Genomic DNA, 16764 nt, shown 5'->3' with positions numbered 1-16764 from the left:
CTGAGCATGACTAGCCAGCGCAATCAATCAAAAATTGTTATTGCACTTCGAGAAGCAGACATGCCACTCGCGCATGCGATTCTTGGAGATGAATTCAATCTGGTGTTCTGCCATACGCTTGAAGCGGCATATGCTGCTATTGGCGACGATGTGGCTGCGGTTGTCTGCGGTGTGCATTTCGCCGAAGGATCCGTGTTTGAGCTTTTGCAATTTGTGCGATCAAAACCTACGGCCGGCAAACTACCATTCTTTATACTGCTCGATACCAAAGGCCGATATCATTATTCGCCAGCGATCGTGCACGGCCTGCGTGCTGCTGCTAAAGCGCTGGGTGCTACCCAGTTCACTGACTTGGGCAGTCTTGCGGAAAAAGTAGGCAAGGACGAGGCTGCAGAGGTGCTACGTCGCGGACTGCGAGAGGTGATCGCCGCGCAAGGGAGCTAAGCAGAGGTAGTGTGTTGACGCTGCTATGCTTGATGAGGCATATGGAAAACAACTAATTTGCATTGGGCAGCTCGCGGACATGATCCAGATCCGGGTAACCGGCCAAACCGATGAGTGAGTAATGCGACGTCAGGAGTGCTTGTCACGCAAGGCCACCGAGTATTCGCCGGCTAAGGAGCGGAGAGTGGCCGAGATGCGTTAACTGCGCGTTGAAGCGTCCTCGGGTGGAGGAAACCTGCGGCAGGTAGTAAGTAATAGCAAGTCGTAGATAATCTTCAGACCGCCCGCTATTACAAGTGGCCATCCAAAAACCGATACGCCTAGTAGATAACCAGCAAGCATGGGACTTACCGCGGAAGCTAGGCTGCGCGGGACAGCCGTTACACTTGCAGCGGCTGCACGTTCCTCAGGATTCACGACAGCCATCACGTACGAACTGCGCGTAGGCACGTCCATCTGCGATAGCGCGCTTCTGACCAGTAGCAGAGCAATCGCCCATTCCAGGGTTGGCATAAATGGAACGAGAACCAACAGGATGTTCGCCGGGAGGTGCGTGAACACCATAGTGTTCACCAAGCCAATGCGGTTCGAGATCCTTGCGGCGACGAGATACGAGAATGCTGAAAGCACCCCGGTCCAGAAGAAGATTGTTCCGGCTACCACCGTGGATAGCTCGAACTTCTGAAACAGCCATAGTGCAACCAGTGACTGAACAACGAACCCGCCACCAAACGCATCGAGGCTGAACAACGCCGCTAGAATGTAGACGATACGCTTTGATTTGCGTAGCGGTGCTGGCTGTGCACGACCTTCTAATTCAACGCGATGCGGGACACTACGATAAATGAACCCGCATACCAGCCCGATAATACCGTAGAGGATAAACATGAGCTGCATGACGACCTTCCTGTCCACCTCATGTGAGATAACAAGGTAGTCAGGCACTGCGGCGAATAGTGCACCTAGGGCGGCGAGGAGCGCACCGACCAGACTATAGCGAGCGAACACGGCTGTCCGTTCGTTGTCATTGACGCTTTGGGATATGAGCGCATGTTCAAGCGGCAGAAAGACGCTCACGTCGCCGCTTGACGGATTCAGCGTGCCCACGGCGGCAACGATCAACAATGGCCAGAAGTTGGTGATTGCGGCGAAACCTAACCCCGTTGCTGCCATCAATAATGCTGCCATCAGAAGCAGGCTTCGATACTGGAAACGCCAGGCGTACAGGCCTACAAGAAGCGTGCAAATACCAGACCCGAGCAGCGTCGCCGTAGCAATGACACCGACTTGAAACGGCCCCATTCCGAGGGAAATCAGGTAGAGCGGTAACATCAGGCTGACGTAGCCATCGGCGAACGCACGTAACCCTCTTGTCCAGAGGACTCTACGCAATAACGTTAAGTTCATTTGCCGCTGGCGATGATAAGGAGAGGGCACGATACAGACATTGAACTAGTAGCTCATTCCGAGCAAATCCTCTTTTTGCGGTGGCAGCCGAATCGGTGACTCGGTCGAATCACAGAGGAGAACCCAAGTTTTGAGCAACGAAATTGGTCGAGCAAAGGTCCGTAAGACTAACAGAGCGATGAACGTACCGATCATATTTTGAATGGATAAAATGCTACAATATTGCAACTGAGTTGCATAAATTGGTATCCCTGCGCGTCCTTGTCCAATTCTACATGTCCTATAAACGACTGTTCCCACAGCAAATAAGACTCTATACCGTCATGTTTCTGGTATGGGGAGTCCTGTTCGCTCAATGGGTTGGGCTTGCACATCGTATTGAGCATTCGACACTTGGGCAGGACGATATCGTCCTTAGTATTCAAAAGAGTGAAGGAAAAGGAGCGCTAGACAAAAGCGTCTCGCATTCATGTAATGCGTTTGATGCCGCTGCGCTCGGGGTAGCACTGCTCAGTGCAACGTCGATAGTTGCGCTTCTGACCTATGCTCAGGCAAGAGAAACACGAGCAACGGATTCTTCTTGGAATGCCGTATTTTTTGGTCATTTTCACTCCCGTGCACCGCCTTTAGGTTGATTTCAAAGTAAAGCAACACATTATGCGACCTCATTATTGAGGCCGCTTCAGACTTTTTGAATCAATTTTTAGGACTCACCATGCACGTGCAACGCACTCTGCTGGCTAGGGCGGTATTGGCCGCGCTCGCCGGGGTAACAACCGCATCTTATGCCCAACAGGAACAGACTCTTCCTGAAGTCATTGTCACAGCCACACCTTTCAACGCTCCGGAAACTGCACAAATTCTCGCCCCCGTGCGGGTTCTTTCAGGGAATGAACTGCGCAATAAGCTAGAAGGCTCGCTCGGAGATACCTTGTCGCATGAATTAGGGGTTTCGACCTCCAGTTTTGGGGCCGGTTCTTCTCGACCCATTATTCGAGGCCTTGGCGGACCGCGCGTTCGGATTATGGAAAACGGGATGGGCGTCTCGGATATTTCGACCATCTCCGAAGATCATGCGGTTGGTACGGAGTCCGCGACCGCGCGTCAAATAGAGATTCTACGAGGCCCAGCAGCTTTGCTGTACGGGTCGGGTGCTATTGGTGGTTTGGTGAATGTAGTCAATGAACGCATCCCAACCCGTCTTGAAGAGCGCCCGACTGGCGAGGTCGAGGCTCGTTATGGAACAGCCGATAATTCTAAGGCACTATCGTTCTCCGTAGACGGTTCAGCCGGCCAGATTGGCTTGCACGTGGACGGCGGCATACGCGATGCAAGCGACTACAAGATTCCAGGGTTCGCGGTCCTTGGAGATCCGACATCGGCATCCGGGCGCTTGCCCAATTCTTACGCGCGCCAAAACAGTCTCGGCTTCGGTGCCTCTCATGTTGGTACATGGGGGCATATCGGCGCGTCAGTGAGTGCGTTCAATAGTCGGTATGGCATTCCAACGGAAGAAGGTGCGCAGATTCACTTGGAGCAGATGCGCTATGACATAGACGCATTAGTGAAAGAGCCACTATCTGGTTTCGACACCTTCCGGGTCAAGTTCGGCAATACCGATTACAAGCATACCGAGTTTGATCTGGAAGGCATTGCAGAAACCAATTTCTCAAACGACGCTTTCGACTCACGGTGGGAGCTTACGCACAAACCCATTGCGGGATGGCGAGGCACCTTTGGTTTCCAGACTGAAAATTCTGATTTCTCTGCGCTCAGTGCCGATGGCGGTCCAAACACTGTGCCGGCGACAAAATCCAGGTCTTTTGCAGGTTTTCTGGTTGAAGAAAAGGAGTTCGGTCCGGTACGAATGAATGCCGGCCTGCGCCTAGAAAAGGTCAAGAGAGAGCCAGACACCGGGCAAGACCGCTCCTTCAATCTGTCGTCCTATTCAATAGGCGGCCTGTGGACATTTGCCCCTGGATTCGAATTCGGACCGACCTTTTCAATCGCCCAACGGGCGCCTTCGACAGAGGAACTGTATTCGAGCGGGCCTCACCACGCTACCGAGACATTGGACCGTGGTAATGCGCTCCTAAACAAAGAGACGTCCCGTAACCTTGAACTGACATTGCAAAAGACTTCGGGCCTCGTGCGCTGGAAAGCCAACATTTTCCAGAACCGCGTAAAGAACTTTGTGTACGGGCAGATTACCGGAAATCTGTTCGATGATGAAGGCAATCCTGGCGACGAGTTCAGCGAACGCATCTATAGCCAGGCAGACGCTACCATTCGTGGAGCAGAGGCCGAGCTCAGCTATAACGCGCGTGGTCAAGGCCTCTCAGGGCGTGTATTCGCAGACACTTCGCATGGACGATTGGACGGCGCAGGAAACCTTCCGTTGCAACCAGCGACACGGATAGGTGTTGATGTCGGGCACAGGCAGGGAGCATGGAGAAGCGGCGCAACACTTGTGCGAGCTCAGCGGCAAGACCGCCTGGCGTCGTTTGAAACAACACCGACGGCTGGCTATACCCTGTTAGACGCAAACCTGTCTTATACCCAGCGTTATGGTGCAAATCAAGTAACGTGGTTTGCCATTGCAAGAAATCTATTAAACGAAGAAATCCGACTTTCAACGTCGCTTCTGAAAGATGTCGCGCCGCGTCCAGGCCGTAGCCTAGTGCTTGGTGTACGCACACAGTTTTGAGCGAAAAACTACATGCGTTGAGCGGATTTAGTTCTTGAGGACTTACCTCTCAAGAATTATTGCAGAAAGAGCGCCCTATACGACGTTGTAGGGCGCGCTCCAAGATATTGGAGTCTGGGTTGCAACGGCTTAGATATAGATTATGCTTTGCGTGATACTATACCCCCCTATAGTATATATGCTGCATTGGGGAAATCATTGGCTCACACGACCAAAGAAAAGGCTAAGTTACTTGCCCGGGTGCGACGAATTCGCGGCCAAATTGAGGCGCTTGAACGAGCCCTGGAAGCCGAGAGCGGTTGTTCAGAAGTGTTGCAGCTTCTGGCGGCCACGCGTGGCGCAATGAATGGACTAATGGCTGAGGTCATCGAAGACCATATTCGCGAACATGTGGCCAATCCGGCAATTCAAAGCGACGCCGAGCGAACCAAGGGCGTCGACGAACTGATCGGCGTCATCCGGACTTATCTGAAGTAGGTTGACCCTATGGCTGCCAAATCGCCCTGCATTGAACTGTGCAAGTTCGATGGCAGAACCGGAATCTGCACCGGATGTCTTCGAACACTCACTGAGGCACGAGACTGGAAAAAGATGAGCGACCATCGCCGTCATCAGATTCTCAACGAGCGCGCGCGTCGCGAAAGAAAGCTGGCATGCAAGTGAGCAAGCCTGCGATAGAGGAAACAATATGAGTAACGCAAGAAATCACGACAACGCGTTTTCCGGCTGGAGTCATGACCACATCTTTGATGAGGGCAGCCCTGTGGCCGAACGCGGCACGCGGCTCGTCATGTGGATTACCGCAGTCATGATGGTCGTCGAAATTATTGCTGGCTGGTGGTATAACTCGATGGCGCTTCTTGCCGACGGTTGGCACATGAGCTCCCATGCCCTTGCTATAGGACTGAGCGCCTTCGCTTACTCGGCGGCTCGCAAGTACGCCAAGGACCCGAGGTTTGCGTTCGGCACTTGGAAAATCGAGATATTGGCGGGATATACCAGCGCCGTGTTCCTGCTTGGGATTGCCGCTTTGATGGCATTCAGTTCTGTCGAGAGAATCTTTTCTCCACAGCCTATCTACTATCGCGATGCGATTATCATCGCCGTGGTTGGTTTGGTAGTGAATGTCGTATGTGCGTTCATTCTCGGCGGAGCTCACCATCATCACGGCGAGCAAGGCCACCACCATGGGAGCGGTCACGACCATGGACATCACCATGACGACGCCGATGGTGGACATCATCATCACGACCTCAATCTCAAATCGGCTTACGTGCATGTCATTGCAGATGCCGCTACGTCGGTCCTTGCGATTGCCGCACTCGTGGGAGGCTGGTTGTACGGCTGGGCATGGCTGGACCCGGTCATGGGTATCATCGGCGCCGTACTGGTGGCGGTCTGGGCGAAGAATCTGATTGTGGATGCCGGTAAGGTGCTTTTGGACCGCGAGATGGATGCACCTGTTGTCGCGGAAATTCGCGAGGTAGTCGAGAGCAACGTCGAAAATGGACCGACGAAGCTGGTTGACTTGCACGTCTGGCGAGTTGGCCGGCAGGCTTATTCGTGCGCTCTGAGTGTACTCACTCACGACGCGAATCTTACGGCGAGTCAGATTCGTGACAATCTTGCAGTCCATGAAGAAATCGTGCATTCCACAATTGAAATTCATCACCGCCCTACGGTGTGAACCTTTAGATGCACGTCAGATCACGGGGAAAGTAACGCAACCGGGATTCCTAGTTTGAGCCGCTTGTCCCCGTGTGATTCGCCCAATTATCGGCACTGAAACTGGTCCAGACCACGACATCCCCGTATCATAAGGTCGGTACCAACACTTGATTAACACAGGTGCGGAATACAATGGCATCGGTCGCGTGGTGCATTGTCAGCCCCGGCTGATAGTGGGCACAGGACGTCCAATGTAGAGATTGTCGATTGACGACTCCTGCTTCTTTTCTACATCGCGTTGACCAGCACGGCCTTTGACGCATCTGCCGCGGCGTCGCTCTCCATGACGAGAATTCGGCTCTGCGGCGCTTCCTTCGAAGACAGTGTGGTGGTGACTTCACGCAACGGACCGATAGCTGTGCCGTTGGCCATTCCCTTGGGATTGGTCTTGAAACTGGCCACCGGCGTAGTCTGACCGCTCACATAGACGCTGTAGACCGTGTCGGCCTTGAGGTTGAACAGTGAGACTTCAAGCGAATCGATCACGCCGAGGTTGCGCGCCACGATGAATCCTTTGCCGCTGCCGGATACCGGCTTCAATGCGATGTTGACCGGATCGAGGTTCACCCGGGATATCAGTTTCGCCGTGCCATCACCTGCGGATGCTGCATTCGACACATACACTAACGCCTGCGGCGCCTGGCCGACGGGCACTCTCGCAACCACTTTATTGGCGGCAGTGTCGATCACGTCCACTGCATCGCCGTTTTCCAGGCCGACGTACATGCGGCTGCCATCGTCGGACACCCAGATGCCATGCGGTAAGGCACCCACCGGAATCGTCGTCAACAGTTTCGGCACATTTTCCGTAGTAAACACCTTGACGGCGTTTTCGCCACCGACCGTGACATAGGCGAGCGTGCCCGCAGCCGTCCTGGCGAACCCCAGGTGATTGGTGATCATGCCAGTGTCGAGCACGCCCTTGACCTCGAGTGTGTTGGCATCGATGCGCGTCACCTTGCCGACATCCTTGTGTGTCATCCAGACTTCCTTATGGTCCGGCGTAAACTGCAGGAACGGTGAGAACGGGCTCACCACGGGAATGCGCTTGACGATTCGATGGGAAGCGACGTCGATCACATCGACTTCAGGAGTGAAGCTCGATACCGCAAACGCGAGTTTGCCGTCAGGATGGAACAGCACCATGCCCGGTCCCGGTGCCGTCTCGATACGACCGGTTTCCTTGTACGTGTTCGGGTCGATTACCGAAATATAATTTTCTCCGCGTACGACCACCCAGACTTCCTTGCCGTCCGCGGTAAAGAAACCCTCATGCGGCGACCGACCAATATAGGCAATGCCCTTGACCTTGTTGGTGCCGGTGTCGATGAAGGTCACGGAGTTGGAGCCATTGGACACAGCGATCAGCGTCTTGTGGTCTGGCGAGAAACCAAGGCCATGTACGTTGATTTCGCCTTTGTAAAGCGGTGACAGAATATCGGGGCGCTGGTTGCCCAGCTTGATCTGACCCAGCAACGTATTGTTGGCAGGATTGACTACCGAGATAGTGTTGCTGTTCTGGTCGGCGGTGTACACCCTGTCCTGGCTGCCGGGCAGCGCCCACGCAGCACTAACAAACAGCACGCCGGCGGATATGGCCACAAATTGTGGAAATGTGTTCATGGGTTTTTCCTATTGATGGTGGATTTACCGGTGCTTCGCTTTTTTTGCCTGGTAGCGCTGCAGCCATGCCTGCATGATGCGGATTTCGTTCTGCTGCTCGGTGATGATTCCTCGCGCCAGGTTTTGCATTTCCGGGGCTGTCGAATAGAGCAGCACGGCCTTTGCCATGTCGATGGCGCCCTGATGGTGCGGAATCATCATGGTCACGAAGTCATGCTCCGCCACGCCGTCCATGGGCGCGCGTTTCATGCCGTCGTCCATCACTGCCATGGCATCGTCGATCAAGCTGGAAAACGGTTTCGCGGTGCTGGCGACGAATGCCGGGGGCGGGGCCACCGGCTGGGCAGCATGAGACTGTGCGGCATGATGATTGTGATGATGTTGCATGTGTTGGGCTTGCTGTGCCATGGCAGGCAGCGCCAGTATGGCAAGCGTGATCATCGTCATGAGAGTTCGCGCTACGGGCTGCGTTTTCGCAGTCGCGATGGCACTTGTCCTGGGGATCATCAGCTTTTCTCCAATTGTTCGTACACCGCAGTGGCGATGCGGGTCAGTTCCGCCTTGCCAATCCCGGCCGACAACGCATACCCGAACTTGCCGTCGATCCAGTAGAACACGTTGACAGGACCTTCCTGCGCAAAGCGAAAACCGGTATCGCTGTTGTGCGCCTGTTCGGTCGACACATAGAGCGTGAGTCGTTGGCCAGCGGCATCGTGGTACATGAACTGCGCTACCGGTCCGCTCTGGCCAGGCAGCAGCCGGCCACCGATTAACTCATAACCCAACTTGCCGAGCTTGGGTGGCCGTATTGGCGTGCCGAGCCGCTTCGATAACCAGGTAACCAGCTGGTCTTCCTGGTCTGCGCCGATCTCGACCGGATGGCGTACATCCGGGCTGTACACCACATGTGCGATGGCCGCCTGGCGGGCCAGTGCCGAAACCTTGATGCTTTCCGGCTGCGCAGGCATCGTTCCCCGCGCCAGCATCGAGGCGGGCACGTTCGCATGTAAAAACCAGCCTGCCAGCCCACCAGCGAAGGCGATCGCCAGTCCGGCGGCAATCCGCTGGCTTCCTTTCAGCCAGCGATGCCGGATCGATGCAGGCCGGACGACCAGTGCCGATGGAATCGGTTCGTCCAGTACGGGATTGAACAAGGCGCGCAACTCTTCCTTTTGCCGGCGATATGTCTGCAAGCGCTCGGCCTCGCCGGGTCGTGCGGCGAGATATGCCTCGATGTCGGCGCGCCGTGATGCCGGCAGCAAACCGTCGACATATGCATGCAGATCCGCTTCAGTAACGGTGTTCTGGTTCATTTGACGACCTTTAATGGCGTTACAAGCGGACGTCCTTCCATGATGGCCCGCAGGCGCTCCCGACCGCGAGACAGACGCGACATGACGGTTCCAATGGGAATGCCCAATGTTGCCCCGATGTCTTCGTAGCTCATTTCCTCCAGTGCGACGAGCAGCAGGATTTCCCGCTGCTCGGCAGGCAGCATTCGTAGTGCCGATTCCATGTCCCGTATTTCCAGACCAACCATCTGGGTTGCATTGACGGCCGGCTCCGGCGTCTGCTCGTCCAGCGCTTCTGTCGGAAGGAGCGCCTTGCGGGACTGGTCGATGTAGAGGTTATGCATGATGCCGAACAGCCAGGCACGCATGTCGCTGCCGGGCCGCCACGAAGATAGCTTGCTCCAGCCACGCTCCATCGTGTCCTGTACCAGATCATCAGCCGCTGCGCGGTTACCCAGCAGCGCCCGCGCGTAACGGCGCAGCCGGGGAATGCAGGCAACCAAGTGAGCGCTCTTATCTTCCATGTGTGACCCGTTCAAGCTTCAATGTCTATCGACTCAATAATTGATGCATCGCTTCCATGGCGGATCTCCTCGTCGGGTGAGCCAGGGTACCAAGTGGAACCCTTGGTTTGGCGTTGGCGGGCTTCAATAGGCAGACGCTACATTCAGTTTAGGATCGATTTGCCAGGTTTCGTTGACAAGCAGACCATCGCGGTAGGTCAATACGTAGCGCACCTTGATGGGCATCTTGCCTTCAAATAAGACGTTGGAGGTAATTGTCGAGCCCTTGGGATTGATGGATTCTTCCATCTGGCTGATGGTCACCTTCAGCGGGCCGGCCTTGCCAAACTTCTCCCAGACGGCGCGGATGCTGTCCTTGCCGGTATAGGTGCCATCCAGCGGTCCACCCACCCAGTTCAACTGGGCGTTGTCGGCATAACCGCGTAGCAATACCTGGGTATCGCCCGAGCCAATGGCAGCAAAATGTGTCCTTGCAGCATCTTCAGCCGGGCTGGCAATCGCGCTGCCGATCAAGCCCAGCAACAGGGCAGAAGCGGTTAATATGGATTTCATGGTGGCGATCCTTTTTGAAAAAATAGGTTGTAGTTTGCAGGCCTACAACTGGGTATACGGAACCGCTGCCGTTTTATTCCATTCACTTCAAAAGATTTTATAGAGTTGCCGGCGAAGGTAGTCATCCGGTAATTAAAACATCAGTTCATTGATTAGCCAGCCGAAGAGGATGAGAGCAGGCAGTAAAGACTGAAAACTTGACCGGCAAACTGCTGAAAAGCGGCTAGTCAGGCTTTTCGCAGTAGGTGCAAAATACAAGACCGGTTTCACAATTTGGTAAAGATAAAGGAGTCAAGGAATGTCGCTGGAAAAAATGCCCGCCTTCGCCAGGTACATGATTGCCCTCTTGCTGCTGACCGCCGCGGCCAGCGTCTGGGCGCAGGAAACGCAGCTGCATGCCGCTGCAAGAAAGGGCGATGTAGCGATGCTCCATACTCTGCTCAACAAGGGAGCCAGAATCGACGGCCGGGACGAGAACGGTGCGACCGCATTGCTGGTCGCCACGCACAACAATCAGGTGGACGCCGCCAGAGTACTCATTCAGGCCGGTGCCGACGTCAACGCAAAGGACGGCATCCACGACAGCCCTTATCTTTATGCCGGCGCACGCGGGCATAACGAGATCCTGAAGATGACCCTGGACCATGGCGCGGACCTGAAAAGCACGAACCGCTATGGCGGCACGGCACTCATCCCCGCCGCGGAGCGGGGTCTCGTCAACACCGTACGCATATTGATCGACGCCGGCGTGGATGTGAACCACGTGAACAACCTGCAATGGACAGCATTGCTTGAGGCGATCATCCTGGGAAACGGCGGACCACGCCATACGGAGGTCGTGAGACTGCTGGTTGAAGCGAAGGCCGATGTCAACATCGCTGACGGCAATGGCGTCACATCGCTCCAGCATGCCCGCCGGCGCGGCTTCAAGGCCATAGAAGATATCCTGGTCCGGGCAGGCGCGCGCTGACAGCAAGCAGATTTACTGCGACCTCAGGGCAGGGGAGTTGAACTCCTTCCAGGAAATCATTGCGGCCAATGCCATTTGACCGCCGCCTTTTTCAATCAGGCATAGATGTTTTTCTTCGCGCATACGGAATGAAAAAGCATCGATGCCACTAGAGTCAAGCCTTCTTCAACTGTTCGGCAACCGGCAATTTCCGCAAGCGCTTTCCTGTCGCTGCAAAAATTGCGTTCGTCAGCGCTGGTGTGACAGCCGATGTGCCGGGTTCGCCAATGCCGCCGGGTTTATCGCTGCTCGGCACGATATGCACTTCCACCCGCGGCGCTTCAGTGATACGCATTACGCGGTAATCGCCAAAGTTGGATTGTTGTACACGGCCTTTGTCGAGTGTGATCTCGCCCCAGAGCCCCGCGCTGAGGCCGAAGATGACACCGCTTTCGATCTGCGCCACGACCGTGTCGGGATTCACGACCTGACCACAATCCACTGCGCAGACAATGCGATGGACCCGCACTTGCCCTTCCGCATCGACTGAAACTTCCGCCACTTGCGCCATGTAGCTGCCGAACGCAAACTGCACTGACACCCCGCGTCCAGCTCTGGCGCCCTTGGTGTCCGGCATGGGCTTGCTCCAGTCCGCCTTCGCTGCAGCGAGCTCAAGCACGCGGCGCATGCGCGGCTCCTTATCAAGCAATACCTTGCGGTAGGCGACGGGATCCTGCTTCGCTGCCGCAGCCAGTTCATCGATGAAGCTTTCGACCACCCATATATTGTGCGTCGCCCCCACACCCCGCCAGAACGCAGTTGCTATCGGCGGTTCGTGACGCAAGAATTCCACCCGTACATTCGGGATGGCGTACGGCATGTCTTTTGCCCCTTCGACGGCGTCGGAGTCCACGCCGTCTTTCATCGCCTCCGGAGCGAAACGGGACATGATCGACGAACCGGTAATCTTGTGCATCCACGCTACCGGCATCCCCTTGTCGTCCAGTGCCGCCGATATCCGGTCGTAGTAGTAAGGCCGGAACATGTCGTGCTGGATGTCTTCTTCGCGAGTCCAGATGAACTTGATGGGCGTACCCTTCATCTGGCGGGCGAACTGCACAGCCTGTGTCGAAAAATCGGTTTCGAGACGGCGGCCGAACCCGCCGCCGATGTAATGGTTGTGCACCGCGACCATCTCGGTCGGAAGGCCCAGGACCTTTGCCGCCTCGCCCTGCGTCGTGGCCGGCACCTGCGTTCCGACCCACAAGTCGCAGCGGTTTGCCTCTACCTTCACCGTGCAGTTGATCGGCTCCATCGTCGCGTGAGCGAGAAAGGGCATCTCATACACCGCCTCGACCCTGCGCTTGGAAGCGGAAATTGCCTGCGCCGCCCGCCCATCGTTTCTTGCCACCGCACCAGGCAACTTCGCTGCCTTGTCTGCCATCTCCCTGACGATCGTTTTGGTGGTAGCGCTTGCATGCGCACCGTCTTCCCAAGTGGGCGCCAGCGCCTGCAAACCCTGGCGTGCAGCCCACATATGATCGCCGGCCACGGCAACCGCATTGTCGAGCTTGAGGATGCGTCGTACACCTGGCACCGACTTTGCCTTCGCTTCGTCGAACGCTTTCAGTCGTCCGCCCGGAACGGGGCTGCTTGCCACGGTGGCAACGAGCATTTCCGGCAGCCTTGCATCAATGCCGAACTTAGCACTGCCGTTGATCTTGTCCGGCGAATCGAGACGCCGCACCGGTTTGCCGATCAGCCTGAATTCGGACACGGGCTTGAGCGTCACCTCTTCCGGCATAGGCAATGCTGCAGCAGCGTCGACCAGCTCGCCATAATGCAGCGTTCGGCCTGTCGGAACGTGGGTCACCACGCCGAGCCGCGCATTGCAGGTGGAGGGATCGACATTCCAGCGCTGCGCCGCAGCCGCGACGAGCACGGTGCGTGCCTTGGCACCAGCTTGGCGCAAGGGTTCCCACGCGCCGCGGACGGACGTCGAGCCGCCGGTGACCTGGCCGCCCAGGAGCGGGTCGGCATACAGCTTGTTGTTTGCCGGTGCCTGTTCCAGCCTCACCTTGCCGAGGTCTACTTCGAGTTCTTCGGCAAGCAGCATCGGCATCGATGTGAAAGTGCCTTGTCCCATTTCCACCTTGTGGATGATGAGTGTGACCAGCCCTGATTGGTCGATGCGGATGAACGCATTGTGCGCGAGGCCCGGAGCCCGGTCGGACGCATTGGTTGCTGCCTTGCCTGCCGCACTCTCTGGCGGGCGCTTGTTGCGGTTCTTTTCTTCGGCGCGGCCGGGCAGGGTGAAGCCGATCAGCAGCGATCCCCCAAGCGCAGTTCCCGCTCGCAGAAACGTTCGCCGTGATTGCGAGTCGGGCGCGCCCGCGGGTTCGGCGTCGTTCGTGTCTTCGCTGATTCCAGGATGCTTCATGTCACGCATCCTTTTTCTGAGGGCCGGATGCCGCCACTTTGATGGCGGCACGAATGCGCGAGTAGGTGCCGCAGCGACAGATGTTGCCCGCCATTGCGGAATCAATATCGGAATCGCTTGGATGGGGATTTGATTTGAGCAGCGCAGTGGCTGCCATGATTTGTCCCGACTGGCAGTAGCCACACTGCACCACATCAATCTGTTGCCACGCATCCTGTACGCGCCGGCCTACCGGATCCTGCCCGATCGCCTCGATGGTCACGACTTCCTTGCCGACAACGGAGGACACAGGCGTGACGCAGGAAGCCATGGGTTTTCCGTCGACGTGGACGGTACACGCACCGCACAAGGACACGCCGCATCCAAACTTGGTCCCTGTCATGCCGGCGACGTCGCGCAGTGCCCATAGCAAGGGCATGTCAGGTGGAACGTTGAGGTTGACGGATTTGCCGTTAATGTTAATCGTTGGCATAAAGGCTCCTGTTATGGGCGTCGTTATTAAGCAGAACTAGCCAGGCGGCACCAGACAAGCAGTACTAGCCGGGACGTTTTTCAAAGACACTTTTTGCGACCGGCAAGGCGGAAAAGACATTTGGCCATCCGGCGTAGAACGCGAGGTGGGTCAGTACCTCGGAGGCTTGCGCTTTCGTCATGCCGTTGTCCATTGCCTTGTTGAGGTGATACGGAATCTGCGCAACCTGTCCTGACGCGATGAGGGCGCTGACGGTAACCAGACTGCGATCACGGGATGCAAGTGCGGGCCGGAGCCACAGGTCACGGAACAGGACGTCGCTGGTGTACTGGACGACCCCCGGCGCCACCGCACCATAATCCTGTTCGACACGTGCGGCGCGTTGCGTTTCCGCGGCCTCGTCAAGCGGGAGAAGCTTTTCCGAAGCAGGTGGAAGCTGGTTCGCGCCGATCTTGCGCTGCGTGAAGACCTCTTTCGTCACGTTGACTGCGCTCATGGCGTTGCCCCATCCGGAGTAGAAGGCGAGATGCGTAATGATCTCCGAGATTTCGGCCGGCTTGACGCCGTGATCGAGCGCCAGGTTGACGTGGTACTTCATCTCCGCCGTCTGGTTGCGCGCAATCAGCGCTGCCAGCGTCACGACACTGCGGTCTCGCGCTGACAAATCCGGGCGCTTCCATACGTCCTCAAAAAGACGGTCTTGCGCGTATTTCTCAAGCGCCGGGGCAACCGCCCCGATGTCGCCACGTGGTGCTATTGTCTTTCCTACTTGTTTCGTTTGCGGCTGCTGTCCTTGTGCCGGGGCGGTGATCAGCGAGATTGTGGTTGCAAGAGCGAGACCCAGTGCGGAAAATCGTTTCATGTTCATACCTGACAATCCTCATTTGCGGTATTGGGTATCGGTGACCTTTTCCAGCCACTCCACGTTCTTGCCGTTGACCGTTCCGGTAATGGCGACATGCGTCATGGAGGTGGAAGGGGACGCACCGTGCCAGTGTTTGACGCCCGGCGGGCACCAGACAACGTCGCCTGCACGAATTTCTGCAACCGGTCCTCCCCATTCCTGCGTCCAGCCGACCCCTTCGGTAACGATCAGGTGTTGCCCAGCGGGGTGCGTGTGCCACGCGGATCGGGCGCCTGGTTCAAATGTCACCCGCCCGCCGGAAACCGGCGCTGAGTCCTTTGCCGGGAAGAGCGGGTCGACGCGCACGTTACCGGTAAAGTATTCGGCCGGGCCCTTGGCTGACGGCTGAGAGCCGGCACGAGTAATGGTTTGCGAGGTCTTGTGTTGTTCGCCGCCGGAGGTGGGGGCACCTGTCGTGGCCGCATCGCTTGCATGGACTCCGGCGCAGGCGAGCAGGAGAAGCGGGAGTGCTGTGATTGAAAGGTTTTTCATTTCTTGCTCCAAATCAGGAACGCTGTCCTTTGAGGCGCTGACCGTCGCCAACCGTGAAGGACGCCAGCATGAGAAGAATTGCTCCGCCGATCAGCGTTGCGGCGATTGACATATGGTCCAGGAGCAAGCCGCCGAATGCTGCTCCAAGCATGATGGAGAGTTGAATGGCAGCCACGATCAATCCGCCGCCGCTTTCCGGGTCGTCGCGGATACCTTGGCTCAACCAGGTGGACCATGCCACGGGAATGGCCGAGTTGATGGCGCCCCAGACAATCATCGTCAGTCCCACCATCCATAGCTCGTGTCCCGTGATCAGCATGATGATCGTAACGATACTTAGCGCCATGGGTAGCCATTTCAGCATCGGGTATAAATGTCGGCCGAGCAGGGCACTTGCCCCGTAAGTACCGGCAAACCCGGCAACACCGAGCCCCAGGAGCAGCAAGGAGAGCTGTGGCACCGTTACCTGGGTGTAGGTTTCAAGGAAAGGCCTCAGGTAAGTGAAGGTTGCAAATGCGCCGGCAAAGGTAAGCATGACGCCCAACATGGCAAAGGCCACATTGCGACGTTTCAGCAAGCCAAGAACTTTCCCCAAGGAATTCGCTGCTTGCGGCGGTATGGGAGGCAGACTGACCCATTGCCAGATCAGGTTCAACACAACAATGGGTGCAAGCGCCCAGAACACCCCCCGCCATCCAATGATGCCACCCAGGTAGCTGCCAATCGGTGCGGCAAACGCTGTGGCTACCGCGTTTCCCATATACATCAACCCTAACGCCTTGGGCACGTCGTCTCTCGGGACCAGGCGCATGATCGTTGCCGTGGCAAGCGCCCAGAAGCCGCCAATGGTGAAGCCCAGGAGCGCGCGGGCTACCATCAACACGGCGAAGTTTGGTGCCTCGGCGATCAGGAGCAGAGAGGCCAGCATGAGTCCCGTTAGCGCCATTAACACGGATCGCCTGTCGAAGTGACTTGCGACGGTCGGTATGATCAAACTGGTGCCGACGGCGAAAAGACCGGAAATGGAGATTGCCTGGCCCGCCATGCCTTCTGTTGCATTGAGGTCGTCAGCTATCGGCGTCAGCAGACTGACTGGCATGAACTCCGAAGCGATCAGCATCGCCACGCACATCGCCATTGCGCCGACGGCACTCCATGTCTGCCGTCCCGAGATGATCAGTTCGGTTGTGGACGTCGTCATATCTCTCCTGCGTGCACATTGTTCGTGGT

The 16764-nt window shown here is 56.7% G+C and carries 18 protein-coding genes; 7 read left to right on the top strand and 11 right to left on the bottom strand.

Annotated features, from left to right (window positions below):
• Window positions 1-60 precede the first annotated feature (60 nt).
• Window positions 61-444 (top strand): hypothetical protein, encoded by a 384-nt coding sequence (locus ACFQUU_RS13670; protein WP_382247939.1) that lies wholly within the window; start codon window positions 61-63, stop codon window positions 442-444.
• A 198-nt stretch (window positions 445-642) separates the two neighbouring features.
• Here ACFQUU_RS13670 and ACFQUU_RS13665 read toward each other — a convergent pair whose 3' ends face one another.
• Entirely contained in the window at window positions 643-1851 is a 1209-nt protein-coding gene (locus tag ACFQUU_RS13665) for an MFS transporter (protein WP_382247937.1), read from the bottom strand.
• A gap of 275 nt (window positions 1852-2126) precedes the next feature.
• On the opposite strand from ACFQUU_RS13665, the gene ACFQUU_RS13660 reads away from it, so the two are divergent.
• From ACFQUU_RS13660 to dmeF, 5 genes are all read left to right on the top strand, one after another.
• A complete protein-coding gene (locus tag ACFQUU_RS13660) occupies window positions 2127-2486 on the top strand; it encodes a hypothetical protein (protein ID WP_382247935.1) in 360 nt (119 codons plus the stop codon).
• A gap of 80 nt (window positions 2487-2566) precedes the next feature.
• Complete coding sequence (locus ACFQUU_RS13655; protein WP_382247933.1) at window positions 2567-4558, top strand: TonB-dependent receptor; 1992 nt, start codon at window positions 2567-2569, stop codon at window positions 4556-4558.
• A gap of 198 nt (window positions 4559-4756) precedes the next feature.
• The gene (locus ACFQUU_RS13650) at window positions 4757-5035 is read left to right on the top strand and encodes a metal/formaldehyde-sensitive transcriptional repressor (RefSeq protein WP_382247929.1); all 279 of its coding nucleotides are present in this window, start codon (window positions 4757-4759) and stop codon (window positions 5033-5035) included.
• A gap of 9 nt (window positions 5036-5044) precedes the next feature.
• The gene (locus tag ACFQUU_RS13645) at window positions 5045-5221 is read left to right on the top strand and encodes a DUF1289 domain-containing protein (protein WP_382247927.1); all 177 of its coding nucleotides are present in this window, start codon (window positions 5045-5047) and stop codon (window positions 5219-5221) included.
• Between the two features lie 25 nt (window positions 5222-5246).
• Complete coding sequence (gene dmeF, locus ACFQUU_RS13640; RefSeq protein ID WP_382247925.1) at window positions 5247-6245, top strand: CDF family Co(II)/Ni(II) efflux transporter DmeF; 999 nt, start codon at window positions 5247-5249, stop codon at window positions 6243-6245.
• A gap of 269 nt (window positions 6246-6514) precedes the next feature.
• On the opposite strand, the gene ACFQUU_RS13635 is transcribed toward dmeF, so the two are convergent.
• The 5 genes from ACFQUU_RS13635 to ACFQUU_RS13615 form a co-directional block, all read right to left on the bottom strand.
• Window positions 6515-7909 carry a hypothetical protein gene (locus ACFQUU_RS13635; protein WP_382247923.1) on the bottom strand — a complete coding sequence of 465 codons (1395 nt, stop codon included), beginning with the start codon at window positions 7907-7909 and terminating at the stop codon, window positions 6515-6517.
• Between the two features lie 24 nt (window positions 7910-7933).
• A complete protein-coding gene (locus ACFQUU_RS13630; protein WP_382248009.1) occupies window positions 7934-8296 on the bottom strand; it encodes a DUF305 domain-containing protein in 363 nt (120 codons plus the stop codon).
• A 119-nt stretch (window positions 8297-8415) separates the two neighbouring features.
• Entirely contained in the window at window positions 8416-9222 is an 807-nt protein-coding gene (locus ACFQUU_RS13625) for an anti-sigma factor family protein (protein ID WP_382247921.1), read from the bottom strand.
• Window positions 9219-9725, bottom strand: a complete 507-nt coding sequence (locus tag ACFQUU_RS13620) for an RNA polymerase sigma factor (RefSeq protein WP_382247919.1) — start codon at window positions 9723-9725, stop codon at window positions 9219-9221. Before ACFQUU_RS13620 ends, ACFQUU_RS13625 begins: the two co-directional genes overlap by 4 nt.
• A gap of 123 nt (window positions 9726-9848) precedes the next feature.
• On the bottom strand, window positions 9849-10277 hold the full coding sequence (locus ACFQUU_RS13615; RefSeq protein ID WP_382247917.1) for a nuclear transport factor 2 family protein: 429 nt from the start codon (window positions 10275-10277) through the stop codon (window positions 9849-9851).
• Between the two features lie 298 nt (window positions 10278-10575).
• Between ACFQUU_RS13615 and ACFQUU_RS13610 the strand changes: the two genes are divergently transcribed.
• Entirely contained in the window at window positions 10576-11247 is a 672-nt protein-coding gene (locus ACFQUU_RS13610; protein WP_382247915.1) for an ankyrin repeat domain-containing protein, read from the top strand.
• Between the two features lie 154 nt (window positions 11248-11401).
• On the opposite strand, the gene ACFQUU_RS13605 is transcribed toward ACFQUU_RS13610, so the two are convergent.
• The 5 genes from ACFQUU_RS13605 to ACFQUU_RS13585 all read right to left on the bottom strand — a co-directional run bounded on the left by ACFQUU_RS13605 (window position 11402) and on the right by ACFQUU_RS13585 (window position 16735).
• Complete coding sequence (locus ACFQUU_RS13605) at window positions 11402-13651, bottom strand: molybdopterin cofactor-binding domain-containing protein (RefSeq protein WP_382248007.1); 2250 nt, start codon at window positions 13649-13651, stop codon at window positions 11402-11404.
• A 16-nt stretch (window positions 13652-13667) separates the two neighbouring features.
• The gene (locus ACFQUU_RS13600) at window positions 13668-14138 is read right to left on the bottom strand and encodes a (2Fe-2S)-binding protein (RefSeq protein ID WP_382247913.1); all 471 of its coding nucleotides are present in this window, start codon (window positions 14136-14138) and stop codon (window positions 13668-13670) included.
• Window positions 14139-14202: 64 nt separating this feature from the next.
• Window positions 14203-15000, bottom strand: a complete 798-nt coding sequence (locus tag ACFQUU_RS13595; RefSeq protein ID WP_382247911.1) for a carboxymuconolactone decarboxylase family protein — start codon at window positions 14998-15000, stop codon at window positions 14203-14205.
• Window positions 15001-15018: 18 nt separating this feature from the next.
• Window positions 15019-15534, bottom strand: coding sequence for a cupin domain-containing protein (locus tag ACFQUU_RS13590; protein ID WP_382247909.1), 516 nt, complete (start codon window positions 15532-15534; stop codon window positions 15019-15021).
• A gap of 13 nt (window positions 15535-15547) precedes the next feature.
• Complete coding sequence (locus ACFQUU_RS13585) at window positions 15548-16735, bottom strand: MFS transporter (protein ID WP_382247907.1); 1188 nt, start codon at window positions 16733-16735, stop codon at window positions 15548-15550.
• Between the last annotated feature and the right edge of the window lie 29 nt (window positions 16736-16764).

This window comes from Herbaspirillum sp. GCM10030257 (genome assembly GCF_042666555.1).
Taxonomy (GTDB): Bacteria; Pseudomonadota; Gammaproteobacteria; order Burkholderiales; family Burkholderiaceae_D; genus Noviherbaspirillum.
The sequence above is the reverse complement of the archived record's forward strand: the minus strand, read 5'-3'. Positions and strand labels throughout refer to the sequence as shown.

What these genes read in the sequence shown, in the direction of transcription:
- ACFQUU_RS13665 (WP_382247937.1), bottom strand. Translation starts at nt 1,851, where the DNA reads ATGAACTTAACGTTATTGCGTAGAGTCCTCTGGACAAGAGGGTTACGT.
- dmeF (WP_382247925.1), top strand. Translation starts at nt 5,247, where the DNA reads ATGAGTAACGCAAGAAATCACGACAACGCGTTTTCCGGCTGGAGTCAT.
- ACFQUU_RS13610 (WP_382247915.1), top strand. Translation starts at nt 10,576, where the DNA reads ATGTCGCTGGAAAAAATGCCCGCCTTCGCCAGGTACATGATTGCCCTC.
- ACFQUU_RS13585 (WP_382247907.1), bottom strand. Translation starts at nt 16,735, where the DNA reads ATGACGACGTCCACAACCGAACTGATCATCTCGGGACGGCAGACATGG.
- ACFQUU_RS13645 (WP_382247927.1), top strand. Translation starts at nt 5,045, where the DNA reads ATGGCTGCCAAATCGCCCTGCATTGAACTGTGCAAGTTCGATGGCAGA.
- ACFQUU_RS13595 (WP_382247911.1), bottom strand. Translation starts at nt 15,000, where the DNA reads ATGAAACGATTTTCCGCACTGGGTCTCGCTCTTGCAACCACAATCTCG.
- ACFQUU_RS13670 (WP_382247939.1), top strand. Translation starts at nt 61, where the DNA reads ATGCCACTCGCGCATGCGATTCTTGGAGATGAATTCAATCTGGTGTTC.
- ACFQUU_RS13630 (WP_382248009.1), bottom strand. Translation starts at nt 8,296, where the DNA reads ATGCAACATCATCACAATCATCATGCCGCACAGTCTCATGCTGCCCAG.
- ACFQUU_RS13635 (WP_382247923.1), bottom strand. Translation starts at nt 7,909, where the DNA reads ATGAACACATTTCCACAATTTGTGGCCATATCCGCCGGCGTGCTGTTT.
- ACFQUU_RS13615 (WP_382247917.1), bottom strand. Translation starts at nt 10,277, where the DNA reads ATGAAATCCATATTAACCGCTTCTGCCCTGTTGCTGGGCTTGATCGGC.
- ACFQUU_RS13625 (WP_382247921.1), bottom strand. Translation starts at nt 9,222, where the DNA reads ATGAACCAGAACACCGTTACTGAAGCGGATCTGCATGCATATGTCGAC.
- ACFQUU_RS13655 (WP_382247933.1), top strand. Translation starts at nt 2,567, where the DNA reads ATGCACGTGCAACGCACTCTGCTGGCTAGGGCGGTATTGGCCGCGCTC.
- ACFQUU_RS13600 (WP_382247913.1), bottom strand. Translation starts at nt 14,138, where the DNA reads ATGCCAACGATTAACATTAACGGCAAATCCGTCAACCTCAACGTTCCA.
- ACFQUU_RS13660 (WP_382247935.1), top strand. Translation starts at nt 2,127, where the DNA reads ATGTCCTATAAACGACTGTTCCCACAGCAAATAAGACTCTATACCGTC.
- ACFQUU_RS13620 (WP_382247919.1), bottom strand. Translation starts at nt 9,725, where the DNA reads ATGGAAGATAAGAGCGCTCACTTGGTTGCCTGCATTCCCCGGCTGCGC.
- ACFQUU_RS13590 (WP_382247909.1), bottom strand. Translation starts at nt 15,534, where the DNA reads ATGAAAAACCTTTCAATCACAGCACTCCCGCTTCTCCTGCTCGCCTGC.